This is a genomic window from Pseudomonas sp. GL-B-12 (assembly GCF_019955895.1).
In the GTDB taxonomy this organism is placed as follows: Bacteria; Pseudomonadota; Gammaproteobacteria; order Pseudomonadales; family Pseudomonadaceae; genus Aquipseudomonas.
This window is the reverse complement of record NZ_JAHBCX010000006.1, coordinates 40,630-62,961: the sequence shown is the minus strand read 5'-3', so window position 1 is coordinate 62,961 and position 22,332 is coordinate 40,630. Positions and strand designations below refer to the sequence as shown.

The window sequence follows — 22,332 nt, the reverse complement described above, 5'->3', positions numbered from 1 at the left end:
GCCCGGAGCAAGCTCGCTCCCACAATGAATCGCGCCGAATGGATATCCGTGGTTTGTCAGCCAGATCATGTTGACGGTGATTGAGGTGTTGGTGGCGGTGATTCAGTTGGGTGGGGACCGGTTGGCGCGGGGGTTGAACAAGCGCTAAGCACATTGCGAACACCCTTTGTGGCGAGGGGGCTTGCCCCCGTTCGACTGCGCAGCAGTCGCAAAACCTGCGACCTTGTTTTTCTGACACACCTCATTGAACGGTTTTTGGGGCCGCTTCGCGTCCCAACGGGGGCAAGCCCCCTCGCCACAGGTGATCACAGACTTCCAGAGGGAAGTTTTCGTACAGGAAAATCAGCGGTTTTGCAGGCCTGTTCCCTTTCTTTTGCAGGACATTTCCTAGATCATTTCGCTCGCTTGCGCCCGCCAAATTCCGTGGCTAGTCTCGGTCCGTCACTGCTTATCAGTGATCGGGTTTAGTCGCCCGGACCGGACGCATAGTGCTACCCATATTCAGGTATTTTTTATCGCCTGAAATCTATGGTGGCTGTGCGCAGGGCACCTTCGGGTGCGCCGGTTCCCGGTGTCCGGTCGACTAACCTGCGTGCAGCCGCCACCCCCTATTCGTTTAGTCGCGATATCGGTTGGCTCCAACTACATCGGAGTTTTACCAATGAAAAGATCTGTCCCCGATCCACCACCTGAAAATCCCACCAACGAAACCGGAACTGAAGACCCTCTCAGGGATCGATCAGCGCTCTACCGGGCCATTGATTTCTACCTCACCGGCAAACAACCCGCACCACCCGATGAAATGCGCTTCTACAACGTCAGCAAAGACGTGAGCTTTGAAGACACCCAGCTCTATGTCGCCGACCTGCTGCGTTGTGCTTCGGTCACGGCGTATCAGTGTGGCGATCAACTCAAGGGCGCCGACCGGGCGATGGTGTACTCGATCTGGCATTTGCTGGAGATTGCCAAGGCGATGGTGGATCACTCCATTGAATGTTTGGGGATGAAAAAGAGCTGAGCCATCTGTTGTCAGTACCACCGCCTTCGCGAGCAGGCTCGCTCCCACAGTTGATCCTCAGTGCAGACCAAATTTATGCACGGCGCGAATCATTGTAGGAGCGAGCCTGCTCGCGATGGGCTGCGCAGCAGCCCCCGACGCCATGGCGTATATTCGGTGAATCCAAATTGCCTGCGCAGCCGACCATGAAGCAAACACCCGACGACCTCGAACAGATCACCACCACGACCCTGGGCCACTACAACTCGACGGCCGAAAGTTTCCGAGAAGGCACCCGTGATCACGACGTCAGCCAGAACATCGATGCCCTGTTGCGCCATATTCAGGGCGAGGCGCCTTTCGACATTCTCGATTTTGGCTGCGGACCGGGTCGGGATTTGCAAACCTTCACCCATATGGGCCACAAGGCGGTCGGCCTCGACGGTTCGGAAAAATTCGCGCAGATGGCCCGTGAAGACAGCGGGTGCGAGGTGTGGCAGCAGGACTTCTTGAAGCTTGATCTGCCGGCCGAGCGTTTCGACGGGATTTTTGCCAACGCGGTGCTGTTTCATGTTCCGCGTCAGGAATTACCGCGGGTGTTGAAGCAGTTGTGGGGAGCGCTGAAACCGGGTGGGGTGTTGTTCAGTTCCAATCCCCGTGGCGAGAATCAGGAAGGCTGGAACGGGCCGCGTTATGGGTCGTATCACGACCTGGCGGCCTGGCAACAATTGTTGATCGAGGCGGGGTTTGTGGAGCTGGAGCATTACTACCGGCCGGCAGGGCTGCCGCGGGAGCAGCAGCCTTGGTTGGCGAGTGTTTGGCGTAAGGCTGTGTAGTCAATTCCGACGATGAGCGCGATGCGCTCGCTTTTTAAACAGCCTCTTTCTTCGGCTCGCGAATCTTGTACCAGGCCACATACAGCGCCGGCAAAAACAGCAGCGTCAGCAAGGTGGCGATGACGATCCCGCCGATCATTGCGTAGGCCATCGGCCCCCAGAACACTTCCCGGGCAATCGGGATCATCCCCATGCTCGCCGCCGCCGCGGTCAGCAGGATCGGCCGACGTCGATGTTCGGTGGCCTGTACCACCGCATCCCACGGCGCGTAGCCCTTCTGCTCGTACTCTTCGATCTGGGTCACCAGGATCACCGAGTTACGGATGATGATACCGATCAGCGCCAGAATCCCGAGGATCGCCACGAAGCCCATCGGCGTGCCCGTCGGCACCAGCGCGATCACCACGCCGATCAGCCCCAGCGGCGCAACGCTGGCTACCAGGAACAGCTTCTGCACGCTGTGCAGCTGGATCATCAGGAAGGTCGCCATCATGAACAGCATCAGCGGCACCACCTTGGCAATCGGGCCCTGGGCCTTGCCGCTTTCCTCCACCGTACCACCGGTGGCTACCTTGTAGCCCGCCGGCAGTTTGGCAGCGAAAGCGTCGATGGACGGCTTGAGGATTTTCACCAGGTCCGTCGGCTGGATCTCGTCGCGTATCGCCGCCTTGATGGTGATGGTCGGCAGGCGATCCCTACGCCATACCAACGGCTGCTCCAGTTCGTAGCGCACCGTGGCGAATGCCAGCAGCGGAATCGACGTGCCGCTCGGCGTGACGATTTGCAGATTCTGCAGGGTTTCCGGCGTACCGCGTTCGGAATCCACCGCGCGCCCGACCACGTTGATCAGGTAAATGTCGTCATCGACCTGGGTCACCGTCTGGCCGCTGACGATGCCGTTCATCAGGTTGGCCACATCCTCGGAAGACAGCCCCAACTGCCGCGCCTTGTCCTGGGCGATGTCGATGCGCAGGACTTTGCCAGGTTCGTTCCAGTCGTAGATGATCTCGCCAATGTGCGGGTTCTTGTCCAGCTCCGTGGCCAGGTCGATGGCATGTCGGCGCACCTGGTCGATGTCCTTGCCGCTGACCCGGTACTGGATCGGACGCCCTACCGGCGGGCCCATTTCCAGCGCCTGGACATAACTGCCGATGCCGACGAAGTCGTTGCGCAAGCGCTCGCGAAGCATCTGCATCATGGCTTCACGGGTATGGCCTTTGCTGACGATCACCAACTGCGCGTAGAACGGGTTTTGCAGTTGTTGGTCCAGTGGCAGATAGAAACGGATCGCGCCCTGACCGACGTAGGTGCTCCAGCGCACGATGTCCGGATCGTCCTTGAGCGTGGCTTCGAGGCGATCGACGGCCCGGCGGGTTTCGTCGAGCGAGGCGTTTTGCGGCAGGTTCAGGTCCACCAGGATTTCCGGGCGATCCGAAGACGGGAAGAACTGGTTCTGCACATAGCGCATGCTAAATAGCGCCAGTACAAAGCACAGCACGGTGATGCCAATGGCCCACCAGCGATTGCGCATGCACCACAACAGCCCGCCGTTGAACGCTTTGCCGATGCGCCCGGGTTCGCCTTCGTGGGGTTTCACGTTGGTGCTGAGGATGTGCACGCCGATCACCGGCGCAAACAGAACCGCCACCACCCATGAGACCAACATCGCGCAGGCGATCACCGCAAACAGGGTGTAGGTGTATTCGCCGGCGGAGCTGGCGTTCAAGCCGATCGGCACGAAGCCCGCCACGGTGACCAGCGTACCGGTGAGCATCGGGAACGCCGTGGAGGTGTAGGCGAAGGTCGCCGCCTGCTCCTTGGTCTCGCCCAATTCCAGACGGGTGACCATCATTTCCACGGTGATCATCGCATCGTCCACCAGCAGGCCGAGGGCGATGATCAGTGCACCGAGGGAAATCCGCTGCATGGTGATGCCGCTGTATTCCATGAACACGAACACCATCGCCAGCACCAACGGGATCGAGCACGCCACCACCAAACCGGCGCGCACGCCAAGGCTGACGAAGCTGACCAGCAGCACGATCACCACTGCCTCGAACAAGGCACTGGTAAAGCCGCCGACGGCCTCTTCCACCACCACGGCCTGGTCGGAGACGTTGTGAATGCCGACCCCCACCGGCAGGTCGGCGGTCAACTGGTCCATACGGGCGTGCAAGGCCTTGCCGAACGCCTGGACGTTGCCACCCTTTTGCATGGCAATCGCCAGGCCGATGGCCTGTTTGCCGTTGTAGCGGAATTCCGGCGAGGCCGGATCGACATAGCCGCGACTGATTTCGGCAATGTCGGCCAGACGATAGTAGCGGTCGTTGAGCTTGAGGTTGACCTCGGCCAGGTCTTTCTCCGAAGCGAACTTCCCTGAAGTGCGCACCGAAATCCGCTCCGGCCCGGCCTCGATGACACCCGCCGGGGTCACGGCGTTCTGGCTTTGCAGGCTCTGCACCACCTGACGCTCATCGATGCCCAGCGCTGCGAGTTTGCGTGTGGAGAAGTTCAGGTACAGCACTTCGTCCTGCTGGCCGACCATTTCGATCTTACCCAGCCCCGGCACGCCGCGAATTTCCATGCGCGCCTGTTCCACGTAGTCGCGCAACTGACGCAGGGTCAGGCCGTCGGCGGTGAAGGCGTAGATCGAGCCGAAGACGTCGCCGAACTCGTCGTTGAACGACGGCCCCTGTATGCCTTGCGGGAACTGGTATTTGATGTCGTTGATCTTCTTGCGTACCTGGTACCAGATCTCCGGGATGTCCTTGGAGCTGGTGGTGTCGCGCAGGTACACGTACACCGTGGATTCACCGGGGCGCGTGTAGCTTTTCACGTAGTCGAGGGAGTCGAGTTCTTCGAGCTTTTTCTCGATCCGGTCGGTGATCTGCTTGAGGGTTTCCTCCTGGGTCGCCCCCGGCCATTTGCTCTGGATCACCATGGTTTTGATGGTGAACGAAGGGTCTTCTTCGCGCCCCAGGTTGAAATACGAGAACACACCCATCAGCAATGCGACGAACATCAGATACCAGATGAACGACTGATGCTTGAGGGCCCATTCCGAGAGGTTGAAAGGCCCTTTCATTGACTGTCCTCGTCGATTTTCACTTGTTGCCCCGGTTTGAGGCTGTTCACACCGGCACTGACCACCCGCTCGCCGTTCTTCACGCCGTCGGCCAGCACCACAGTGCTGTCGGTGCGGCTGATCACGGTGACGTCACGGGGGGAGACGGTTTTACTTTGTGCATCAATCACCCAGATGCGTGGCTTGCCATCGACCTCCTGCAGCGCGGTGACAGGCAACTCGATGCGCGGCTTGATCGCCGAGCTCAGGGTGACGCTGATGGCCGTACCCAGGCGAAAGCCGGGCGGCGTTTCGGCCAGGGTCAGGCGGGCGCGACGGGTGCGTGTGGCACTTTGAGCCTTAGGTTCGATCTCACGGATGATGGCGGTGGTATTGATGCTCGGATCAAGTTGCGCAGCGACCAGGAACACCACATCGCTGGGCAGTTGATCGACCAGGGTATCCGGCAGGTCGATCACCGCTTCCTTGATGTCCGGTTGCGCCAGTGTCACCACTTGCTGACCGGCCGACACCACTTGCCCGGCCTCGGCGCTCCACTGGGTGACCACCGCTTTATGGTCTGCGCGCAGCTCGGTGTAGCCCAATTGGTCCTTGCTCTGGTTGACGGCCGCCCGGGCCTGATCGAGTGAGGCCTGGGTGGTTTTCAGGTCCGTGTTGGCCTCGTCGAGTTGCGCTTGCGCGCCAACCCCGCGGTCAAACAAGGCTTGCTGACGCTGGGCCGTGGCCTTGGCGTTGATCAGTTGCGCCTGGATTTTCGCCAGGTCGCCCTGGGCCGAGCGCAATTGGTTCTGCTGGTCGGAAGGATCGAGGGTGGCGAGCAGCGTACCCTTCTCCACCTCGGTGCCGACATCGACGTTACGGCTGGCGATTCGCCCGCCCACACGGAAGCCGGTATCGGTTTCATAGCGCGCCTGGATGCTGCCGGCGAAGCGGCCCAGGTCCTCTTCGTTCAAGGTCTGGACCTTGATCGACAGCACCGGCCGTACCGGTGCCGGCGGCGGTTCGCTTTTGGAACAGGCGCTCAGCACCAGCCCGATGGACAACGCCCATAAAGGCTTCATGGCTTGGCTCCCCACGTCAGATCCTTGTAAGTGTTTTCGGCAATTTCGACTTCCATGTCCGGGTGCAAGAGTTGTCCGCCCGCGATGATGACTTTGTCCCCGTCCTTCAAGCCGTCGCTGATGATGACCTTGCCGGTCAGGTAGCGGCTGACCGTGACCGAATGCAATTGGGCCTTGCCCTTGTCGTCGACAATCCAGACAGCGGGGGCACTGATGTTTTTGGTCAGCGCCGACCACGGCAACTCGATGACCGACTTGCCCGATCCCCTGGCCGTGGCACTCACCACCGAGCCCAACTGCATGCCGTCGGGCAGTTTGTCGAGGCCGACCTTGACCTGCACGGTGCCGGATTGCGCCGATACAGAGGGGGTGACTTCGCGCACGGTGCCGGTGGTTTTGATCGCCGGGTTGTCGAGCAGGCTGAGGACGATGGTTTGATCTTTCGGCTTCTCGGCCAGCAGTGATTCATAGACGTTGAACACCGCATCCCGGTCGCCGTCACGGGCCAGGCTGAAGACCGGCATGGTCGCCTGCACCACCTGGCCGACTTCGGCCTGACGCTCGGTAATGATCCCCGGCGCATCGGCGATCAGCGCCGTATAGCTCAGCTGATCCTTGGCGTTGGCCAACTGCGCCTGGGCGGCGCTCAGGGCACTCTGACTACTGTGCAAGGCGGCCTGGGCCGAATCGTATTCGCTCTGGCTGGTATAGCCCTTGGGCAGCAATTTTTGCTGACGCACGAACGCCGCCGCACTCTGCGTCACCCGCGCCTGTTCGGCGACGACTTGCGCCTGGGCCGAATCGACACTGGTCTGCAAATCCTTCGGGTCGAGCCGGGCCAGCACTTGCTTGGCTGTCACTCGATCACCGACGTCAACCGAACGCTGGATGATCTTGCCACCCACACGAAAAGACAGCTCCGTCTGTATCCGCGCCTGGATATCACCGGTGAGGGTAACCGAGGCCGCGTAATCCGCTGGTTTGACGACTTGTACGAACACCCGGGGCAGGTATTCCTGCACGGGTTTTTTCTCGTCGCAAGCCGTCAGCAGGGTGACGACACTCAAGGCCATTACTACTTTCAATCCGGGAACCACCATGCAAACTCCTTGGCCTTTTCCATGTACAACACGACAGAGAGCTTAGAACAGGATCTAAACCTTGCACGAGCGTCTTATGAAGAAAAAATCCGCACCATTTTGGCCCTCAAACACTTGCCATAGACGCCTGCGCATGCCTGACAATGAGCCCCGGTCGATCCCGCCTCAGGAACCCACATGCTCAAAACTCTCGCGGTGGCCAATTACCGCTCGATCAACAAACTGGTGATCCCGCTGGGCCGGCTGAATCTGATCACCGGCCCCAACGGCAGCGGCAAATCCAACCTGTATCGCGCGCTGCGCCTGCTGGCGGAAACCGCCCACGGCGGCGTGGTCAATGCCCTGGCCCGTGAAGGTGGCCTGGATTCGACCTTCTGGGCCGGCCCGGAAACCCTCTCCCGGCGTATGCGCACCGGCGAAGTCGCCATCGAGCCCACCGTGCGCCAGGGCGTCAAACGCCTGCGCCTGGGGTTCGCGGGAGAGGATTTCGGCTACTCGATCAGCCTCGGCCTGCCCGATTCCAATGGCCATTTCATGCTGCCCGGACGCAGCACGCCGACACCGTCTTATTTCAGCCTCGACCCGCAGATCAAACGCGAATGCCTCTGGGCCGGGGTGTTCTATCGCCCAGCCAGTCTGCTGGTCGATCGTGACGGCCCAATGATCCGTGCCCGCGCCGATCGCCGCTGGGATGTATTGGCGCAACACACGCCGACTTTCGACAGCCTGTTCGATCAGGTCGGTAGCCTGCGCGGTTCGCCGGAAGTGCTGGAGATACGCGAGTTCATCCGCCGCTGGCGCTTCTACGATCACTTTCGCAGCGATGCCGACGCCCCGGCGCGTCAACCGCAACTGGGCACCCGCACGCCGGTGCTGCACCACGACGGACGCGATCTGGCGGCGGCCTTGCAGACAATCATCGAAATTGGCGACCCCGAGGCTTTGCGGGCGGCGATCAGCGACGCCTTCCCCGGCGCACGACTGAACATCGAACCACTGCCGGGCGGGCGCTTCGCCATCGAGTTCTTTCAGGAAGGTTTGTTGCGGCCGCTGTCGGCCGCCGAGTTGTCGGACGGAACGTTGCGCTACCTGCTGTTGGTCGCGGCGCTGCTGACGCCACGGCCGCCGACGCTGATGGTACTGAACGAGCCGGAAACCAGCCTGCATCCGGACCTGCTGCCGGCGTTGGCACGCTTGATCATCCGCGCCTCCGAGCAGTGCCAGGTGTGGGTGGTGTCCCATGCCCGGCGTTTGATTTCGGCCTTGCAGCAGGACCCCGACTGCAACTGCATCGTGCTGGAGAAAAATCTTGGCCAGACCGGGATCGTGGGCCAGCGCATGCTGGATGAGCCGGCATGGTATTGGCCGGATTGAGCGGCGCCTGATTTGCCGGGGCAATGGAAGACGTCTATTTTCCCTTGCACCGTAGGAAGGATCTTTTTTTCGAAACACAGCGCCAAGGACGAACCACTTTTGGCCAGACTCCCGGGCAAAATCTCACAAGGACGAGAACATGGCAGACGAACCAACGCCGCAACGGCTGGATCCGCAGGACATTCTGAAATTATTGATGGCGTTGCGCAGGGCGTTGAAGGCCGGGCCGGTTTGAAGGTTTTCAGCAGGTTCTGGAGTTGTTTTTTTGTGGCGAGGGAGCTTGCTCCCGCTGGGTTGCGGAGCAACCCCAAAACCTGCGATCAGACTCTTCCAGATCCAGACACACCGCTTTGCCGGTATTTGCGACTGCTGCGCAGCCGAACGGGAGCGAGCTCCCTCGCCACAAGAGCGCCCTCGCTACAAGTAAATCGAACGCCAAAAAAAACGCCGACGCTAAATCAGCCGTCGGCGTTTGAAACCTTGAAGGGGTTTGCTTCGCGAATCAGAACGCCGGCAGTACCGCGCCGCTGTACTTCTTCTCGATGAAGGCTTTCACTTCCGGGCTGGTCAGGGCCTTGGCCAGTTTCTGGATGGCAACGCTGTCCTTGTTGTCCGGACGGGCCACCAGGAAGTTCACGTAAGGCGAATCGGCACCTTCGATTACCAGGGCGTCTTTAGCCGGGTTCAGACCCGCTTCCAGCGCGTAGTTGGTGTTGATCATGTCCAGGTCGACCTGATCCAGCACGCGCGGCAACATCGCGGACTCAAGCTCCTTGAACTTGAAGTTGTGCGGGTTCTTGGCGATGTCTTTCGGCGTGGCCAAGGCGTTTTTCGGGTCTTTCAACTCGATCAGGCCAGCCTTCTGCAGCAGGATCAGGGCACGGCCGCTGTTGCTGCCTTCGTTCGGGATAGCGATAGTCGCGCCGTCTTTGAGTTCAGCCAGGGTTTTGACTTTCTTCGAGTAGCCACCGAAGGGTTCAACGTGAACACCAATCACGGTTTCCAGGTGAGTGCCTTTGCCTTCGTTGAAGCTCTTCAGGTACGGCAGGGTCTGGAAGTAGTTGGCGTCCAGACGCTTCTGGTCGACCTGCACGTTCGGTTGAACGTAGTCGGTGAACACCTTGATTTCCAGGTCCACGCCTTCTTTGGCGAGGGTTGGCTTGATCAGCTCGAGAATCTCGGCGTGTGGAACCGGGGTCGCGGCAACCACCAGTTTCTCGCCAGCCTGGGCCAGGCCCGTGGTCAGGGCAGCCGCCAGTGCGGTGAACAACAGAACCTTTTTCATGCAGTGTCCTTATCGAGAATCACAGTCGCTTGTGGCGACGGCTTGAATATGAGAGTGCCAGTGAAGTGCTATCGCTGGCGTGAAGCGGACAATACCGGGATTTTTTATTCCCGAACAATAACGTTTATTCAGCTTCATATTCCATTTTGTTCATACAGAGCGTTAAAGCGTCTGCGTCAGGCTTTCCAGCAAGCGCTTGAGTGCCGAACGCTCGCCAGCAGTGCCATTTTTGCTTGTATAAACAATGTGTTGCTCGATTTTTTCCAGCGAAATCGAGGGCTCCGGCAGGTTCAGATGCTCCGGCAAAATTTCGTCGCCCGTACTCACCAGCAGCGCAAAGTGAATGATGTTTTCCAGCTCCCGGGTATTGCCCGGCCAACTGTGACGTTCCAGCACAAGCTGCGCCGCTTCGCTGATCAGCGGCACTGGCAAGTCGAGGCGCTGGCTGTAGATCCCGAGGAAGTATTCGGCCAGCGACAGGATGTCACCCGTGCGCTCGCGCAGTGCCGGCAGTTCGAGCTGGCCTTCGCTGAGGTAGTGATAGAGCCGTTCATGGAATTTTCCGGCGGCAACCGCCTGGGCCAGATCGATGCTGGTGGCCGCCACCAGCCGCACATCCACCGGGCTCGGCTGCTGGGCACCGACGCGGGTGACTTCGTGGTTTTCCAGCGCAGCGAGCAGTTTGGTCTGGATCGGCAGCGGCAGGTCGCCGATTTCGTCCAGGTACAGCGTGCCGCCGTTGGCCGAACCGAACCACCCGGCACGACTGCTCGCCGAGCCGCTGTAACTGCCGGCGGCATAGCCGAATAACTCGGCGTCGGCATAAGTCGGGCTGATGGCGCCGCAGTTGACCGACACGAATAACCCGCCGCGATCACTGGCGCGATGGATATGGCGGGCCAGCAATTCCTTACCGGTGCCGGTTTCACCACGGATAAGCACTGACACTGAACGCGTGGCCAGTTGCTCAAGGTCTTCACGTAATTGCCGTGACCGTGGATCGACAAACACCAGCGCCTTGGCGCGGATGCTCAGGGGACTTTTTTCAGCATCGGGAAAGGTCAGCAGTGGCTGGCCGAAGGTTTCAAAGCTCATGGCAGACTCCCGCCCAAAACCGCCGGGAGACGGGGGCGTTAAATAAAAAAAGTGTTCAAGCGCGGCGCAGGGCGTGGTGTTCCATGCGGTTTTGCAGGCGATAGAGATAGGCAAAACCCTGCTCCCAACGCTGATGACCGGACTTCACGTTGATATGCCCTGCCCCCGCCAGAATCCCCGCCTCGGCGCCCCAGTTACGCGCCAGCTCCAGGGCCCGCGGTGCACTGACGGCGCTGTCGTTGTCGGAGCTGACGATCTGGCTGGGGAATGGCAGCAGATCCGTCGGAATCGGCGCGAAGTTGCGCAAGGCCGGCGCGCAAGCCGGGCGTTCGACATCGGCCGGCGCTACGAGCAAGGCGCCGCGCACTTGACGCAAAAACTGCACGGGGGCGCTCGCGGCCCAATGGGCGACGGTGATGCAACCCAGGCTGTGGGCAATGAGAATCACCGGCGTGCTGTCGGCGGCAATCGCCTCGGCCAGCGCCGCGACCCAGTCTTCACGGCGCGGTGTCAGCCAGTCGGCCTGTTCCACCCGTGCGCTGTTCGGCAGACTGTTCTGCCAGTGGCTTTGCCAATGATCTTCTGGCGATCCTTGCCAGCCCGGCACAATCAGGTAGCGAATTGATTCGTTGCGCATGGGGGAGCTCTCCTGCTGCGTGTCTGTTCCCGGTCGAGTATAGGGAGAGGATTTATATTCGTTAAGGAATAAGAAGCTATTTATTAAGATCTATATCGAATATAAAACAAATCCCTGTGGGAGCGAGCCTGCTCGCGATAACGGTGGATCAGCCACCCTTGATGTTGAATTTGAAGACGTCTTCGCGAGCAGGCTCGCTCCCACCGGGGTACTGCGGCGTTGCGAAAATCGAGGCAAAAAAAGGGCCGCACCCTGCCAAGGAGACGGCCCCGGAAAACGAAAATCTGTTAACGCGCAGTGATCACCGACAGTTTGGTAATCCCTGCCCGCTCAATCGACGCCATGGCCCGCGCCACTTCGCCGTAATTCACCCCATCGTCCGCCTGCAACTGCACGCGCACCTCGGGGTCCTTGGCCTTCGCCGACTTGAGGTTGAACTCCAGCAAGTCCGGCTGTATCTCGTCCTTGTTGATAAACAATTTGCCGGCACCGTCGATGCTCACCACCAACGGGTCTTTCTGCTCCACCGGCGCCACCGCTTCGGTCTTGGGCAGGTTGATCGGAATGGCGTTGGTCAGCAGTGGCGCGGTGACGATGAACACCACCAGCAACACCAGCATCACATCCACCAGCGGCGTCACATTGATCTCGCTGAGCACCTCATCAGTGTCTTGCGTGGAGAAGGCCATATCAGGACGCCTCCTTCACTTTCTGCGCATTGCCATGGGCTACCGCCTTGTGCGCCGTCGGGTGGATCAGCACACGGAACGAACTCTTCTGCGCCAGGCTGTAGAAGTCGTGGGCGAAATCATCCAGGTCCGCCGCCGTCAGTTTCAAACGACGCAAAAAATAGTTGTAAACCAGCACCGCCGGCACGGCGACGGCGATCCCTACGCCGGTGGCGACCAGTGCCGCACCAATCGGTCCTGCGACCGTTTCAAGGCTTGCCGAGCCCGCCGCGCTGATGCCTTTCAACGCTTCCATGATTCCCCACACCGTGCCGAACAAACCAATGAACGGCGAGGTGCTGCCAATGCTCGCGAGCACCGCCAACCCGGTTTCCAGCGACCGGCGCTCACGCACGATCTGCTGACGCAAGGCACGCTCCAGACGATCCTGATGATTGATCGCCTGGCTCAAGTCCGCCGCCTGCGGCGCCTCGCCCACCTGGATTGCCGCATAACCGGCCTGTGCGACACGGGCCGCGGCACCGGGCCGGGTTTCGCTCAGTTCGGCCGCCGAGTCGAGGCTCGAAGCGGCCCAGAACTGTTGATGAAACTTTCGATCCTGTGCCTTGAGGCGACCGAACTGCACGCCCTTGAGCAATGCCAGACCCCAGGTCGCGACGGAAAAAACCACCAGCAGCCAGATCACCGCGCTTTCGATGGATTCAAGTGGAGATGCCAGTAACGTCATGGTGTATTCCTCGTGTAAACGTTTCGCGCGAATTTGGTTTCGGTTTAATGAATCTTGAAATCGATGGGCACGCTGACCCAGCCGTCCCGGGCGACATCACCTTGCTTGGCCGGCACGAAACTCCAGCGTTTCACCGCGTTCAGCGCGGCTTCGTCCAGTGCATCGCGACCGCTGCTTTTCTGCAGCTGGATCTCGCCGGGCTTGCCGCTGGCCAGCACATGCACGCGCAACAACACCGTGCCTTCCCAGCCGCGACGCTGGGCCAGCGACGGGTATTCCGGCGCCGGGTTTTTCAAGTAACCGGCGGTGGCCGAGGCTGGTGTCACAGGCGCGGGCGCCGGCGGTGCAGGTGGCGCCGGGGCCGCGACAGGCGCTGCCGGTTGTGGCGGCGCAGGTGGTTGTTCAACGGCTTTTGGCGCCGGTTTCGCTACCGGTTTGGCCACCGGCTTGGGCTTGGGAACCGGCTTCGGTGGAGGTGGTTTCACCGCCAGTTCGTCTTCCACGGGCGCAGGCGGCTCCACCACGGGCTGGACAGGTTGCGGTGGCGGCGGCTCGACCACCGGTGGCGCCGGACGCGAAAACTCGATGGTCATCGGCGGTATCTCCGGCGGCACGATGGGCAGCACGGTGGTCGGTTGCTGATTGACCCAATAGATCACCGCGCCATGCACCAGCAACGCCAGCACGCCCAGCACGATCGCTTCCCGTCGGCGAAGGACGCCCTTGGGCGTACGCTGCAAACGCAACTGGCCCAAGGGCACCCGGTGCGGTCGGCCGAGGTCGACCAACTCACCACCGGGTGCCTGGCGCCACAGCACCTCATGTGCACTGGCGGCGATCTGGACATTGCCCATTGTTTAACTCCCTGCGGTCTCTTTGCGAATTACCGGAACGTCGTACTGAACATCCCCCGACGACGTCTTGGTAGAGCAATCATTGGCTTGAACGCTTAGTTCTTAAAGTAATGTTTAAACTTATGTTTAGACCTTAAGCGAATATATAAAACCATCAACCCACCGCCAGAGCCCGCCGTTCAAGGGCTCCGGCGTAGTGGAAAAAAACCGATGCCTTTCCCGCATTGAAAGTATTCATCCAAGGCATGGTTTTTCGCCGTCAGAAGTCGTATCGACCGGTCACGCCCAGCGTTCGCGGTGTGCCGAGCAAGCCTTCATAACCGCCATTGGCGGCCGTCCACAGCGTCGTGTAGTAGGTTTTGTCGAAGGCGTTTTTCAGCCACAACGAAACGTCCCACTGCCCTTGGTTGAAGTCGCCGCGAAGGCCGGTGGACAGGTTGACCACCGCATAACTCGGGATCTGCCCGAAGTCTGAATCCTCTACCGTGCCCACCGCCTTGGAGCGGAACGCATAGCTGGCGGTGACGTACTCTTCAAAGCCGTTGCTCAGGTTCCATTTGTATTCGCCGTTGGCGTTACCGATCCATTTCGAAGCACCGACTACTTGATGGCCGCTGAGGTCGCAGGACGCTGGAGCACCCCGCGCCAGGCTGACTTCCGGCGGGCACGGCGCATCCTTGTAGGAGAGGTAGCTGACGTCGTTGTACGAGCCATTGATGTTCAGCGTCAGGCCACGCAGCGGGATCAGGGTGCTTTCTAACTCCACGCCGCGTGAGCGCACCGAGCCGGCGTTGGTCAGGAACTGCACGCGGTTGACGTCGTCGAAGGCGTTGGTCTGATAGCCGTTGACCTGGGTCCAGAACAGGTTGGCGTTGAGTTGCAGGCGACGGTCCCACAGGGTGCTCTTGAATCCGAGTTCGGCGTTGTTGGCGCGCTCGGTGCCGATCAGCAGCGAATCGGCGCCGGCCACCAGCGCCGTGCCGACGGCCAGATTGACCCCACCGGATTTTTCGCCATGGGACAACGTGGCATAGGTGAGCAGGTCGTCGGTGAGGCGGTAGCTGAGGTTCAACAGGCCCGAGGGACTGGAGCTGTACTGGTTCAGATCGCCGGAATCGAAGGCCCCCGCACGGGCGCGTCGTGCCGCGGCCGCCGCACCGGCGACCGCGGCACCACCAACGGGTGCATCACGGGTCACCCTGGCGTTTTTCTCTTCATAGGTACCGCGCAGGCCGGCGGTGAAATCCAGGCGCTCAGTCAGGTGCCAGGTGCCTTGAGCGAACAGCGCGAAACTGTTGGTTTCGATATGACCGTTACCGACACTGTCGATGTTGTTCAATGCACCGTTAGGCGTGCCGTTCCAGATGTCCGCTTGCGGGCCGTAAAAGGTGAAGGATTTGTTGTCCAGGTCGGAACCGAAGTAGTAGGCGCCGAGCACGTAATCGAAGAATCCACCGCTAGGCGACGCCAGGCGAAACTCCTGGGAATACTGCTTATCCTCCACCGAAACGCCGGCGTTGAAGAAGGTGGAGACGTTCAGGCCGTCATCATTACGCGGGGTGAAATTCCACCAGCGATAGGAGCTGATGGAGGTCAGGGTGAAGTCGCTCGGCAGCGTCCAGTTGGCCTCGACCGACGTGCCGCCCTGATGCACGGTGACGTGCTGGTCGTTGTTCAGGTTGACCTTGCGGTGCGTGCCGTCGACCAGTGTCGCGCCCGCCGCATTGGCCCGCGATTGATAGAGATTGAAGCCATTGATGGTCGGCCCGGTGTTGAACAACACCCGGGTGCCGGCGCTGGAATCCTCTTCGTTGTAGTCGCCGATCCAGCGCAGGTTGAACGACTCGTTGGGCTTGAACAGCAACTGGCCACGGAAGCCATCGCGCGAGCCGCCGTTCAAATCGTGGCCATCGAATTCGTTCTTGATATCGCCGTCGCTGCGGGTGCGATACGCAGAAAAGCGTCCGGCGAGTTCGTCATTCAGCGGGCCGGAAATCGTGCCCTTGGTCTGGAAGTATCCGTCCTCGCCCACCGAAGATTCGATGCTGCGTTCGGGGGTAAAGGTCGGCGCGCGGGTGCTGATGTTGATCACGCCGGCGGTGGTGTTCTTGCCGAACAAGGTGCCTTGCGGACCGCGCAGCACTTCGAGCTGCTCGATGTCCATCAGATCGAATACGGCCATGCCGGGGCGGCCGAGGTAAACGTTGTCGATGTACAGGCCGACACTGCCTTCCAGGCCATCGCTGGCCGGGTTGTTGCCCAGGCCACGGATCGACACGCTGGACTGGCGCGCATGCATGTAGGCGACGTTGACGCTAGGCACCAACTGTTGCAGATCCTGGATGCGATAAACCCGCTGGATTTCCAGGGTCTGGCCGCTGACCACGCTCATCGGTGTCGGCACATCCTGCGAACTTTCTTCGCGACGGCGAGTGGTGACCGTCACGGTTTCCAGTTGCGCACTGTCGGCCGTGGCGGTTTTTGCGGAGGTGGTTTCAGGGGTGGTGCTGTCGGCCGCATAGCCTTGGGTCCAACTGGCAGTGCCTGCCAGCAACAAGGCCAGTGGCAGGCGTTTGAGCCGTTGGGGTGAAGAGGTTGAAGCGACGTGCAACGGACTCATAAGGCGGGGTTCCCGATCAAAATAAATGCTTTATTGCTTGTCAGGCTCGCTCCCACAGTGGTTGATCTGTGTTCACTCGGTCAGTGGGGGAGCGAGCCTGCTCGCGATAGCGTCGGCTCAGACGCCGTCGATATCCGGCCCTTTCACCGTCTGGCTGACCTGCCCGTTCACACCCACCGGTACTTCACCCTTGAGCGTCACTCGCCGCACGATGCGGTCCTGGGTCCCGTAGTCATCCACCGCGTAATGCTGGGTGGAGCGGTTGTCCCAGATCGCCACATCACCGGCCCTCCAGCGCCAGCGCACGATGTTTTCCTGGCGGATCACATGGCTTTGCAGCAAGCCGAACAGGTGCGCCGAATCGGCCTGGGAATAGCCCTTGATGCGTTTGACGAAATGCCCCAACAACAGGCTCTTCTCACCGCTGATTGGGTGCACGCGGACCACCGGGTGCTCGGTCTCGTAGACAGTCGAGGTGAAGATCTTGCGATAGCGCTCGAGCTTCTCGGCCGAGACGTCAGGCCTGGTGCCGGCGTAGTCGTATTCGTTGCTGTGCACGGCGACCAGTTTGTCGGCCAGCTCACGCAGCTCCACCGACAACCCGTCATAGGCAGTGGCGGTGTTGGCCCACAGGGTGTCGCCGCCGAAAGCCGGGGCCACCACCGAGCGCAGGATCGAGGCTTTGGGGTAGGCCTCGACGAAGGTCACGTCGGTGTGCCAGGAGCTGGCGCGCTGGCCCTCGGCACCGTCCAGTTCCAGCAGAAAACGCGTGCCTTCGCGCACCGGTACGGTCGGGTGTGCCACAGGTTCACCGAGCAGGTGGGCGAACGCCTCCTGGCGCTGATCGTCGAGCTGGGTCTGCTCGCGGAAGAAGATCACTTTGTATTGCAGCAGTGCCTGTTGAATGGCTTCAACAGTGGCGGCATCCAGCTCGCCCGAAAGCTGTACGCCACGAATTTCGGCACCGATGCGACCGGCCACCGGATGGATTTCAAGCGTGTGAACAGCGGGTTGTACTGCGAAAGCGGCATTGCTCATGGGTAGACCCTCATCAGACTGCTTGCGGTTGAACCGGCCGCGAAACACTGCTCTATATATATTCTATTTAGATCTAATAGATATCTACATGCTTCGTTGACGGAATAAGAGGTTACATTTAAAACCTCAGTCAACCCTCGTCGCAAATGCCTTCGAGCTATTTTTAGGATGCCGGAAAAGCATATGGATCTTCGCCAGTTGCGTTACTTCATCGCCCTCGACGAACACCGCAGTTTCGTGCGTGCGGCCGAGGCCATGGGCATTACCCAGCCTGCCTTCAGCCGCAGCATTCAGGGGCTCGAACACGAGTTCGGCTGCGTCCTGGTGGACCGTGGCAACAAGGATTTGCGCCCCACCCCCGAAGGCCTGGTGGTGCTGCAACATGCCCGCAGCCTGGTGCAGGGTGCTGCGTTGCTCAGCTGCGAAGTGACGCAGATGACCAAGCTCGATGCCGGTGAGCTGCGCTTCGGCTGCGGCCCGGCACCGGCGGTGAAACTGGTGCCGGATGCGGTGGCGCAATTCATCAATGCGCATCCAAAAGTGCGCACCTGTTTCGAGGTGGATAACTGGGAGAAACTCAGCCGTGCGCTGAGCCGTGAGGAGATCGAATTCTTCATCGCCGACATCCGTCATTTCGAGTCCGACCCGAACTTCCAGACCCAGGCCCTGACACCCAAGCGCGGTGTGTTTTTCTGCCGGCCGGGGCACCCGCTGCTGGCCAAGGAGAGCCTGTCGACCAACGACATGTTCGATTACCCGCTGGCAACCACGATGATCCCGCCAGGCATTCGCAAACTGCTGGCGAACCTCAGTGGACGGGTGGATTTTTCGCCGACCATCGAGACCGAACATTTCCCGGCGCTGGTGAAAGTGGTGCTGCAATCGAATGCGATTGGTGTGGGGACTGAAGAAGCGTTTGTTGAAGACATCGCACAGGGCTCGCTGGCGCTGCTGCACTGGCGCAACCTTCCGCAGAACATCGAGAGCATGAATGCACGGTGCGGGATCGTCAGTCGCACCGGGTTCCGCTTGTCACCGGCGGCGCGGGCGATGATCGAGACGTTGGTGGCGGTGGACAGGCAGCAGATCAGCGTCGCGGTTTAGGGCCTCTTCGCGAGCAAGCCCGCTCCCACATTTGATTTCCAGCGAACACAAAATTTGTGTACGCCGCAGAACCAGCGTGGGAGCGGGCTTGCTCGCGAAAGCGTCCGCATAGACGCTTGAGATTCAAAGCTTCGCCGCAACCAACTCCGGCGCCACCCAATCACTGACCTTGAACGACTTGCGAATCAGCTTCTGCTGCGACGCCAGGTCCACGGCATCCTGCAATTTGCCAAGGAATACCGGGTCGAGCGTCGAGGGGAACACCTCGCTCAGTTTCTGATCCTTCAAATCCTGAGAAAGAATTACCGGTGGATAACTCGCCAGCCCCGACACCAACTGAATGTAGGCGTCCTTGTTGCTGTCCTGGGTCAGCCACTCCACGGCCTGCTGCTGGGCCTTGAGCAGTTTCGCCACCGCCTCCGGATGCTCGTCGACAAATTTCCCGGTCCCTATCAGCACCGCCTGCACGCTGCCGGCGCCACCCAGATCCTTGGTATTGAGCGGCAACTCGGCCAACCCCTTGGCTTGCAACGCCGTCAGCCCGGAACCGCCCCACGAGGCATCGATCTGCTTCGCCGCCAGTGCTGCGACCGCCGCGTTGAAGTCGAGATTGATGACTTTCACATCCTTCTCGCTCAACCCCTGGCTGGCCAGCGCCGCATCGAAGGACAGCTGGCTGGCGGTGCCACGGAAGATGGCCACGCGTTTGCCCTTGAGGTCCTGCAGGGTCTTGATCCCCGAACCCGGCACCACGCCGAGGTAATGCTTCACCCCCCGCGCCGAGGCACTGAGCAGTCGCGTATCCAGACCATTGGACTTGCCGATGATGGCCGCCAGATCGCCGAGGTAGGCCAGGTCCACTTGACCGTTGGCGAACGCCTCGTTGATCACCGGACCTGCGCCCTTGAAGAAGCTCCACTGAATCTTGATGCCTTGATCGGCGAAAGCCTTTTCGAAGATCTGTTGATCACGCAGCACATCCACGACACCGCCACCACTGTGCAGGGGCCCGGCACTCAGGTCCGGCACGGCGATGCGGATTTCCTTGAGTTCACCGGCGTTGGCCGTGAAAGCCAGCAGCCCCGCCAGGGCCGGTGCGGCGAACAGACTGATGACACGTTTGAAGGGAAGGTTCATGGGTGCGGCTCCTTGGGGCAACGGGCGTTGAGGAGCCGAAAGTAGGCCGAAGTTGAACCAACACTTAAATACTATAAATTCACATTTTTAGATCTTTTAGATCTATATCAGCGCATCCGGGGCTCTTGGCCAAGTATGCAGGAACGGCATCGAAAATATTCTTCGAATGCATTGGATGCAGCTGAGCTGGGGGCCTTAAATGGCTTTGCTTATCTCTCAATAGCATTGATTTTATTTTTTATAGATCGTTTTTGCATACACCGACAACGGAGGTCATCCATGACCCGTGTTTCTCTTCTCAGCCTGCCGTTGGCCGCGCCACCACTGGAAAACCAGCGCCTTTGGCCCAGTCTGAATCGTCGGCTGTTGCCTTGGTTGCTGCCGATCACCCTGTTCACGCTCTGGTGTCTCGCCAGCCGCAATCACTGGATGAGCGAGCAGATCCTGCCGGCGCCGCCCCTGGTCTGGAACAGCGCGGTGGAATTGTCCCAAGGCGAGTTGTGGAGCCATTTGTGGATCAGCCTGCAACGCTTGTTCTGGGGGCTGCTGGCCGGGATCAGCGCTGGTGCTGTTTTGGGTGCGGCACTGGGTTTCAGTCGTCGACTGGAGCACCTGGTGTTTCCGACCTTCGCCGGGCTGGCCCAAGTCCCGACGCTGGCCTGGATTCCATTGTTCATGGTGTTTTTCGGCATTGGCGAAGTGCTGAAACTGGTGGTGCTGATCAAGGCCATCGTAGTGCCGGTAACCCTGCATACGCTGGTCGGTGTGCGCGATGCACAACCCAAGCTGCGCGAAGCCGCCGCGGTGTTGCGCCTGCCCAGGCACCTGTTGATCCGGCGCTTGGTGCTACCTGCCGCGCTGCCGGCATTCATGGCCGGTGTGCGCCTCGCGCTGGCCGCCGGCTGGACTTCACTGCTCGCTGTCGAACTGCTCGCTTCCAGCGAAGGCATCGGATACCTGATGGTCTGGGCGCGGCAGCTGTTCATGCTCGACATCGTGTTCGTGTGCATCGTGGTGATCGGCTTGATCGGCGTGGCGATGGATCGCGGCATCGGTCTGCTGGACAGGAAACTGGTGCACTGGCCGCACCCGGCCACTGCCGAAATCCGTCGCGGGCCGCGTTATCACGGTTGGCAGCGATTGCAACCGTGGCTGCTGCCGCTGGCGCTCCTGGCGTTGTGGCAACTGACCTCGGATCAGCAATGGATTGACGCGAACATTCTGGTCAGCCCGCTGGCCGTCCTGCACACCACCTGGAATGGCCTGCTCGACGGCACGCTGCTTGGCGGCATGGCCCTGAGCCTGGGCCGAACCCTTGGCGGATTGCTGCTCGGTGGCGGGCTCGGGTTTGCCTTGGGGTTGCTGCTGGGGTTGTCGCGCACCAGTGAACGCGTGCTCGGCCCAACCCTCGCCGCCGTCCGCCAGATCGCCATTTTCGCCTGGGTGCCGCTGCTCACCGCGTGGTTCGGTCTGGGGGAGTTGGCCAAGTGGGTGTTCGTTGCCCTCGCCGCCTTTTTCCCGCTGTTTATCGCCACCCAACGCAGCGTCGCCCACCTGTCGCCGCAACTCAACGAGGCCGCGCAGGTGTTGCGCCTCAATCTGCGCCAGCGCCTTGGTCGACTGGTGCTACCGGGCGCGGCGCCGGGAATTTTTGCAGGGCTTCGGCTGAGCCTGATCTACGCCTGGCTCGGCACCATCGGCGCTGAATATTTCATGCCGTCCAACGGCGGCATCGGCAGCCAGATGATCGGCGCCCAGCAACTGCTGCGCATGGACCTGATCATGGCCGGCATGCTGTTGGTGGGCCTGACCGGTGCCCTGCTCAACCTCATTGGCCAACGCCTGGAAATCCGCGCCACTCGCTGGAGACACGCATGAACGCACCGATTGTCAGCTTCAATCACGTGGGCAAAACCTTCGACGTCGACGGCTTCGAACTGGAGGCCATTCGCGAATTCAATCTGGACATCGCCGAGGGCGAGTTCGTCGCCATCGTCGGCTCCAGCGGTTGCGGCAAATCAACATTGCTGCGGCTGCTGGTGGGCCTCGATACGCAATTTCGCGGGCAGATCAGTGTGGACGGAAAAGCCGTCACCGGCATCGGCGGCGAGCGCGGCATCGTCTTCCAGGAACACCGCTTGTTCCCGTGGCTGAGCGTGGCCGACAACATCGGCCTGGGCCTGGTCAACGAGCCACTCAGCGCTGCACAAAAGCACAAGCGCATCAGCGATTTTATCGAATTGGTGGGCTTGAGCGACTTCGCCCGCGCCTATCCGCACCAACTCTCCGGCGGCATGGCGCAGCGCGTAGCCATCGCCCGCGGCCTGGTGGCCAGCCCACGTATTCTGCTGCTGGACGAACCCTTCGGGGCCCTCGATGCGCTGACCCGCCAGCAAATGCAGGACGAACTGTTGGCGATCCGCGCCAGGGCAAAAATCACCACCGTGCTGGTCACCCACGATGTCGAGGAAGCGATCTTCCTCGCCGACCGCGTGGTGGTGATGGAGCCCCGTCCGGGGCGGATCAAGCAAGTGGTCGACATTGCCCTGCCCCATCCGCGCCAGCGCAGCAGTTTCGACTTCCACCAATTGCGCGAAGAACTGCTTCACGAACTCACCAGCGACGATCACTACCAGCCCCCCGTGCCGGTGCAGGTCCGCGATCTGCCGCTGTCCTTCATTGCCTACTGAAAA

18 protein-coding genes and 1 pseudogene are annotated in these 22,332 nt (G+C 60.6%); 7 read left to right on the top strand and 12 right to left on the bottom strand.

What is annotated here, in order from left to right:
* Positions 1-40 precede the first annotated feature (40 nt).
* From KGA85_RS03665 to KGA85_RS03655, 3 genes and pseudogenes are all read left to right on the top strand, one after another.
* Positions 41-148 (top strand): annotated as a pseudogene (locus KGA85_RS03665) (ABC transporter permease); the annotation flags it as partial.
* Between the two features lie 513 nt (positions 149-661).
* Positions 662-1,018: a DUF6124 family protein gene (locus KGA85_RS03660; protein ID WP_223533345.1), complete on the top strand. Its 357-nt coding sequence runs from the start codon at positions 662-664 to the stop codon at positions 1,016-1,018.
* Between the two features lie 185 nt (positions 1,019-1,203).
* Positions 1,204-1,833, top strand: coding sequence for a class I SAM-dependent methyltransferase (locus tag KGA85_RS03655; RefSeq protein ID WP_223533346.1), 630 nt, complete (start codon positions 1,204-1,206; stop codon positions 1,831-1,833).
* 34 nt (positions 1,834-1,867) lie between these two features.
* Here KGA85_RS03655 and KGA85_RS03650 read toward each other — a convergent pair whose 3' ends face one another.
* The 3 genes from KGA85_RS03650 to KGA85_RS03640 are packed head-to-tail and all read right to left on the bottom strand — an operon-like array spanning position 1,868 to position 7,079.
* The gene (locus tag KGA85_RS03650) at positions 1,868-4,918 is read right to left on the bottom strand and encodes an efflux RND transporter permease subunit (protein WP_223536349.1); all 3,051 of its coding nucleotides are present in this window, start codon (positions 4,916-4,918) and stop codon (positions 1,868-1,870) included.
* Positions 4,915-5,979 (bottom strand): efflux RND transporter periplasmic adaptor subunit, encoded by a 1,065-nt coding sequence (locus KGA85_RS03645; RefSeq protein ID WP_223457306.1) that lies wholly within the window; start codon positions 5,977-5,979, stop codon positions 4,915-4,917. The genes KGA85_RS03650 and KGA85_RS03645 overlap by 4 nt, the downstream gene beginning before the upstream one ends.
* On the bottom strand, positions 5,976-7,079 hold the full coding sequence (locus tag KGA85_RS03640) for an efflux RND transporter periplasmic adaptor subunit (RefSeq protein ID WP_223457304.1): 1,104 nt from the start codon (positions 7,077-7,079) through the stop codon (positions 5,976-5,978). The genes KGA85_RS03645 and KGA85_RS03640 overlap by 4 nt, the downstream gene beginning before the upstream one ends.
* A gap of 177 nt (positions 7,080-7,256) precedes the next feature.
* Between KGA85_RS03640 and KGA85_RS03635 the strand changes: the two genes are divergently transcribed.
* Positions 7,257-8,453 (top strand): AAA family ATPase, encoded by a 1,197-nt coding sequence (locus KGA85_RS03635; protein WP_223533347.1) that lies wholly within the window; start codon positions 7,257-7,259, stop codon positions 8,451-8,453.
* 502 nt (positions 8,454-8,955) lie between these two features.
* Here the strand turns inward: KGA85_RS03635 and KGA85_RS03630 are convergent.
* The 8 genes from KGA85_RS03630 to KGA85_RS03595 all read right to left on the bottom strand — a co-directional run bounded on the left by KGA85_RS03630 (position 8,956) and on the right by KGA85_RS03595 (position 17,398).
* Positions 8,956-9,738 (bottom strand): MetQ/NlpA family ABC transporter substrate-binding protein, encoded by a 783-nt coding sequence (locus KGA85_RS03630; RefSeq protein WP_046040746.1) that lies wholly within the window; start codon positions 9,736-9,738, stop codon positions 8,956-8,958.
* A 162-nt stretch (positions 9,739-9,900) separates the two neighbouring features.
* The gene (locus tag KGA85_RS03625) at positions 9,901-10,833 is read right to left on the bottom strand and encodes a sigma 54-interacting transcriptional regulator (protein WP_223533348.1); all 933 of its coding nucleotides are present in this window, start codon (positions 10,831-10,833) and stop codon (positions 9,901-9,903) included.
* A gap of 55 nt (positions 10,834-10,888) precedes the next feature.
* Positions 10,889-11,470, bottom strand: a complete 582-nt coding sequence (locus tag KGA85_RS03620) for an alpha/beta hydrolase (protein ID WP_046040744.1) — start codon at positions 11,468-11,470, stop codon at positions 10,889-10,891.
* 287 nt (positions 11,471-11,757) lie between these two features.
* Complete coding sequence (locus KGA85_RS03615; RefSeq protein ID WP_007972930.1) at positions 11,758-12,159, bottom strand: ExbD/TolR family protein; 402 nt, start codon at positions 12,157-12,159, stop codon at positions 11,758-11,760.
* A gap of 1 nt (position 12,160) precedes the next feature.
* Positions 12,161-12,886, bottom strand: coding sequence for a MotA/TolQ/ExbB proton channel family protein (locus tag KGA85_RS03610; RefSeq protein ID WP_223457297.1), 726 nt, complete (start codon positions 12,884-12,886; stop codon positions 12,161-12,163).
* Between the two features lie 44 nt (positions 12,887-12,930).
* Positions 12,931-13,740, bottom strand: a complete 810-nt coding sequence (locus tag KGA85_RS03605; protein WP_223533349.1) for an energy transducer TonB — start codon at positions 13,738-13,740, stop codon at positions 12,931-12,933.
* Between the two features lie 259 nt (positions 13,741-13,999).
* Entirely contained in the window at positions 14,000-16,360 is a 2,361-nt protein-coding gene (locus KGA85_RS03600; protein ID WP_223542916.1) for a TonB-dependent receptor, read from the bottom strand.
* Positions 16,361-16,477: 117 nt separating this feature from the next.
* Positions 16,478-17,398 (bottom strand): TauD/TfdA dioxygenase family protein, encoded by a 921-nt coding sequence (locus KGA85_RS03595; protein WP_223457292.1) that lies wholly within the window; start codon positions 17,396-17,398, stop codon positions 16,478-16,480.
* Positions 17,399-17,581: 183 nt separating this feature from the next.
* Here KGA85_RS03595 and KGA85_RS03590 point away from each other — a divergent pair, with 183 nt between their 5' ends.
* Positions 17,582-18,502 carry a LysR family transcriptional regulator gene (locus tag KGA85_RS03590; protein ID WP_223457290.1) on the top strand — a complete coding sequence of 307 codons (921 nt, stop codon included), beginning with the start codon at positions 17,582-17,584 and terminating at the stop codon, positions 18,500-18,502.
* Between the two features lie 123 nt (positions 18,503-18,625).
* Here the strand turns inward: KGA85_RS03590 and KGA85_RS03585 are convergent, their stop codons facing one another.
* Complete coding sequence (locus tag KGA85_RS03585; protein ID WP_223457288.1) at positions 18,626-19,639, bottom strand: ABC transporter substrate-binding protein; 1,014 nt, start codon at positions 19,637-19,639, stop codon at positions 18,626-18,628.
* A 279-nt stretch (positions 19,640-19,918) separates the two neighbouring features.
* On the opposite strand from KGA85_RS03585, the gene KGA85_RS03580 reads away from it, so the two are divergent.
* Together KGA85_RS03580 and KGA85_RS03575 are read left to right on the top strand one after the other, a co-directional pair.
* The gene (locus tag KGA85_RS03580; RefSeq protein WP_223457286.1) at positions 19,919-21,517 is read left to right on the top strand and encodes an ABC transporter permease; all 1,599 of its coding nucleotides are present in this window, start codon (positions 19,919-19,921) and stop codon (positions 21,515-21,517) included.
* Positions 21,514-22,329 (top strand): ABC transporter ATP-binding protein, encoded by an 816-nt coding sequence (locus KGA85_RS03575; protein ID WP_223457285.1) that lies wholly within the window; start codon positions 21,514-21,516, stop codon positions 22,327-22,329. The genes KGA85_RS03580 and KGA85_RS03575 overlap by 4 nt, the downstream gene beginning before the upstream one ends.
* The last annotated feature ends 3 nt before the right edge of the window (positions 22,330-22,332 follow it).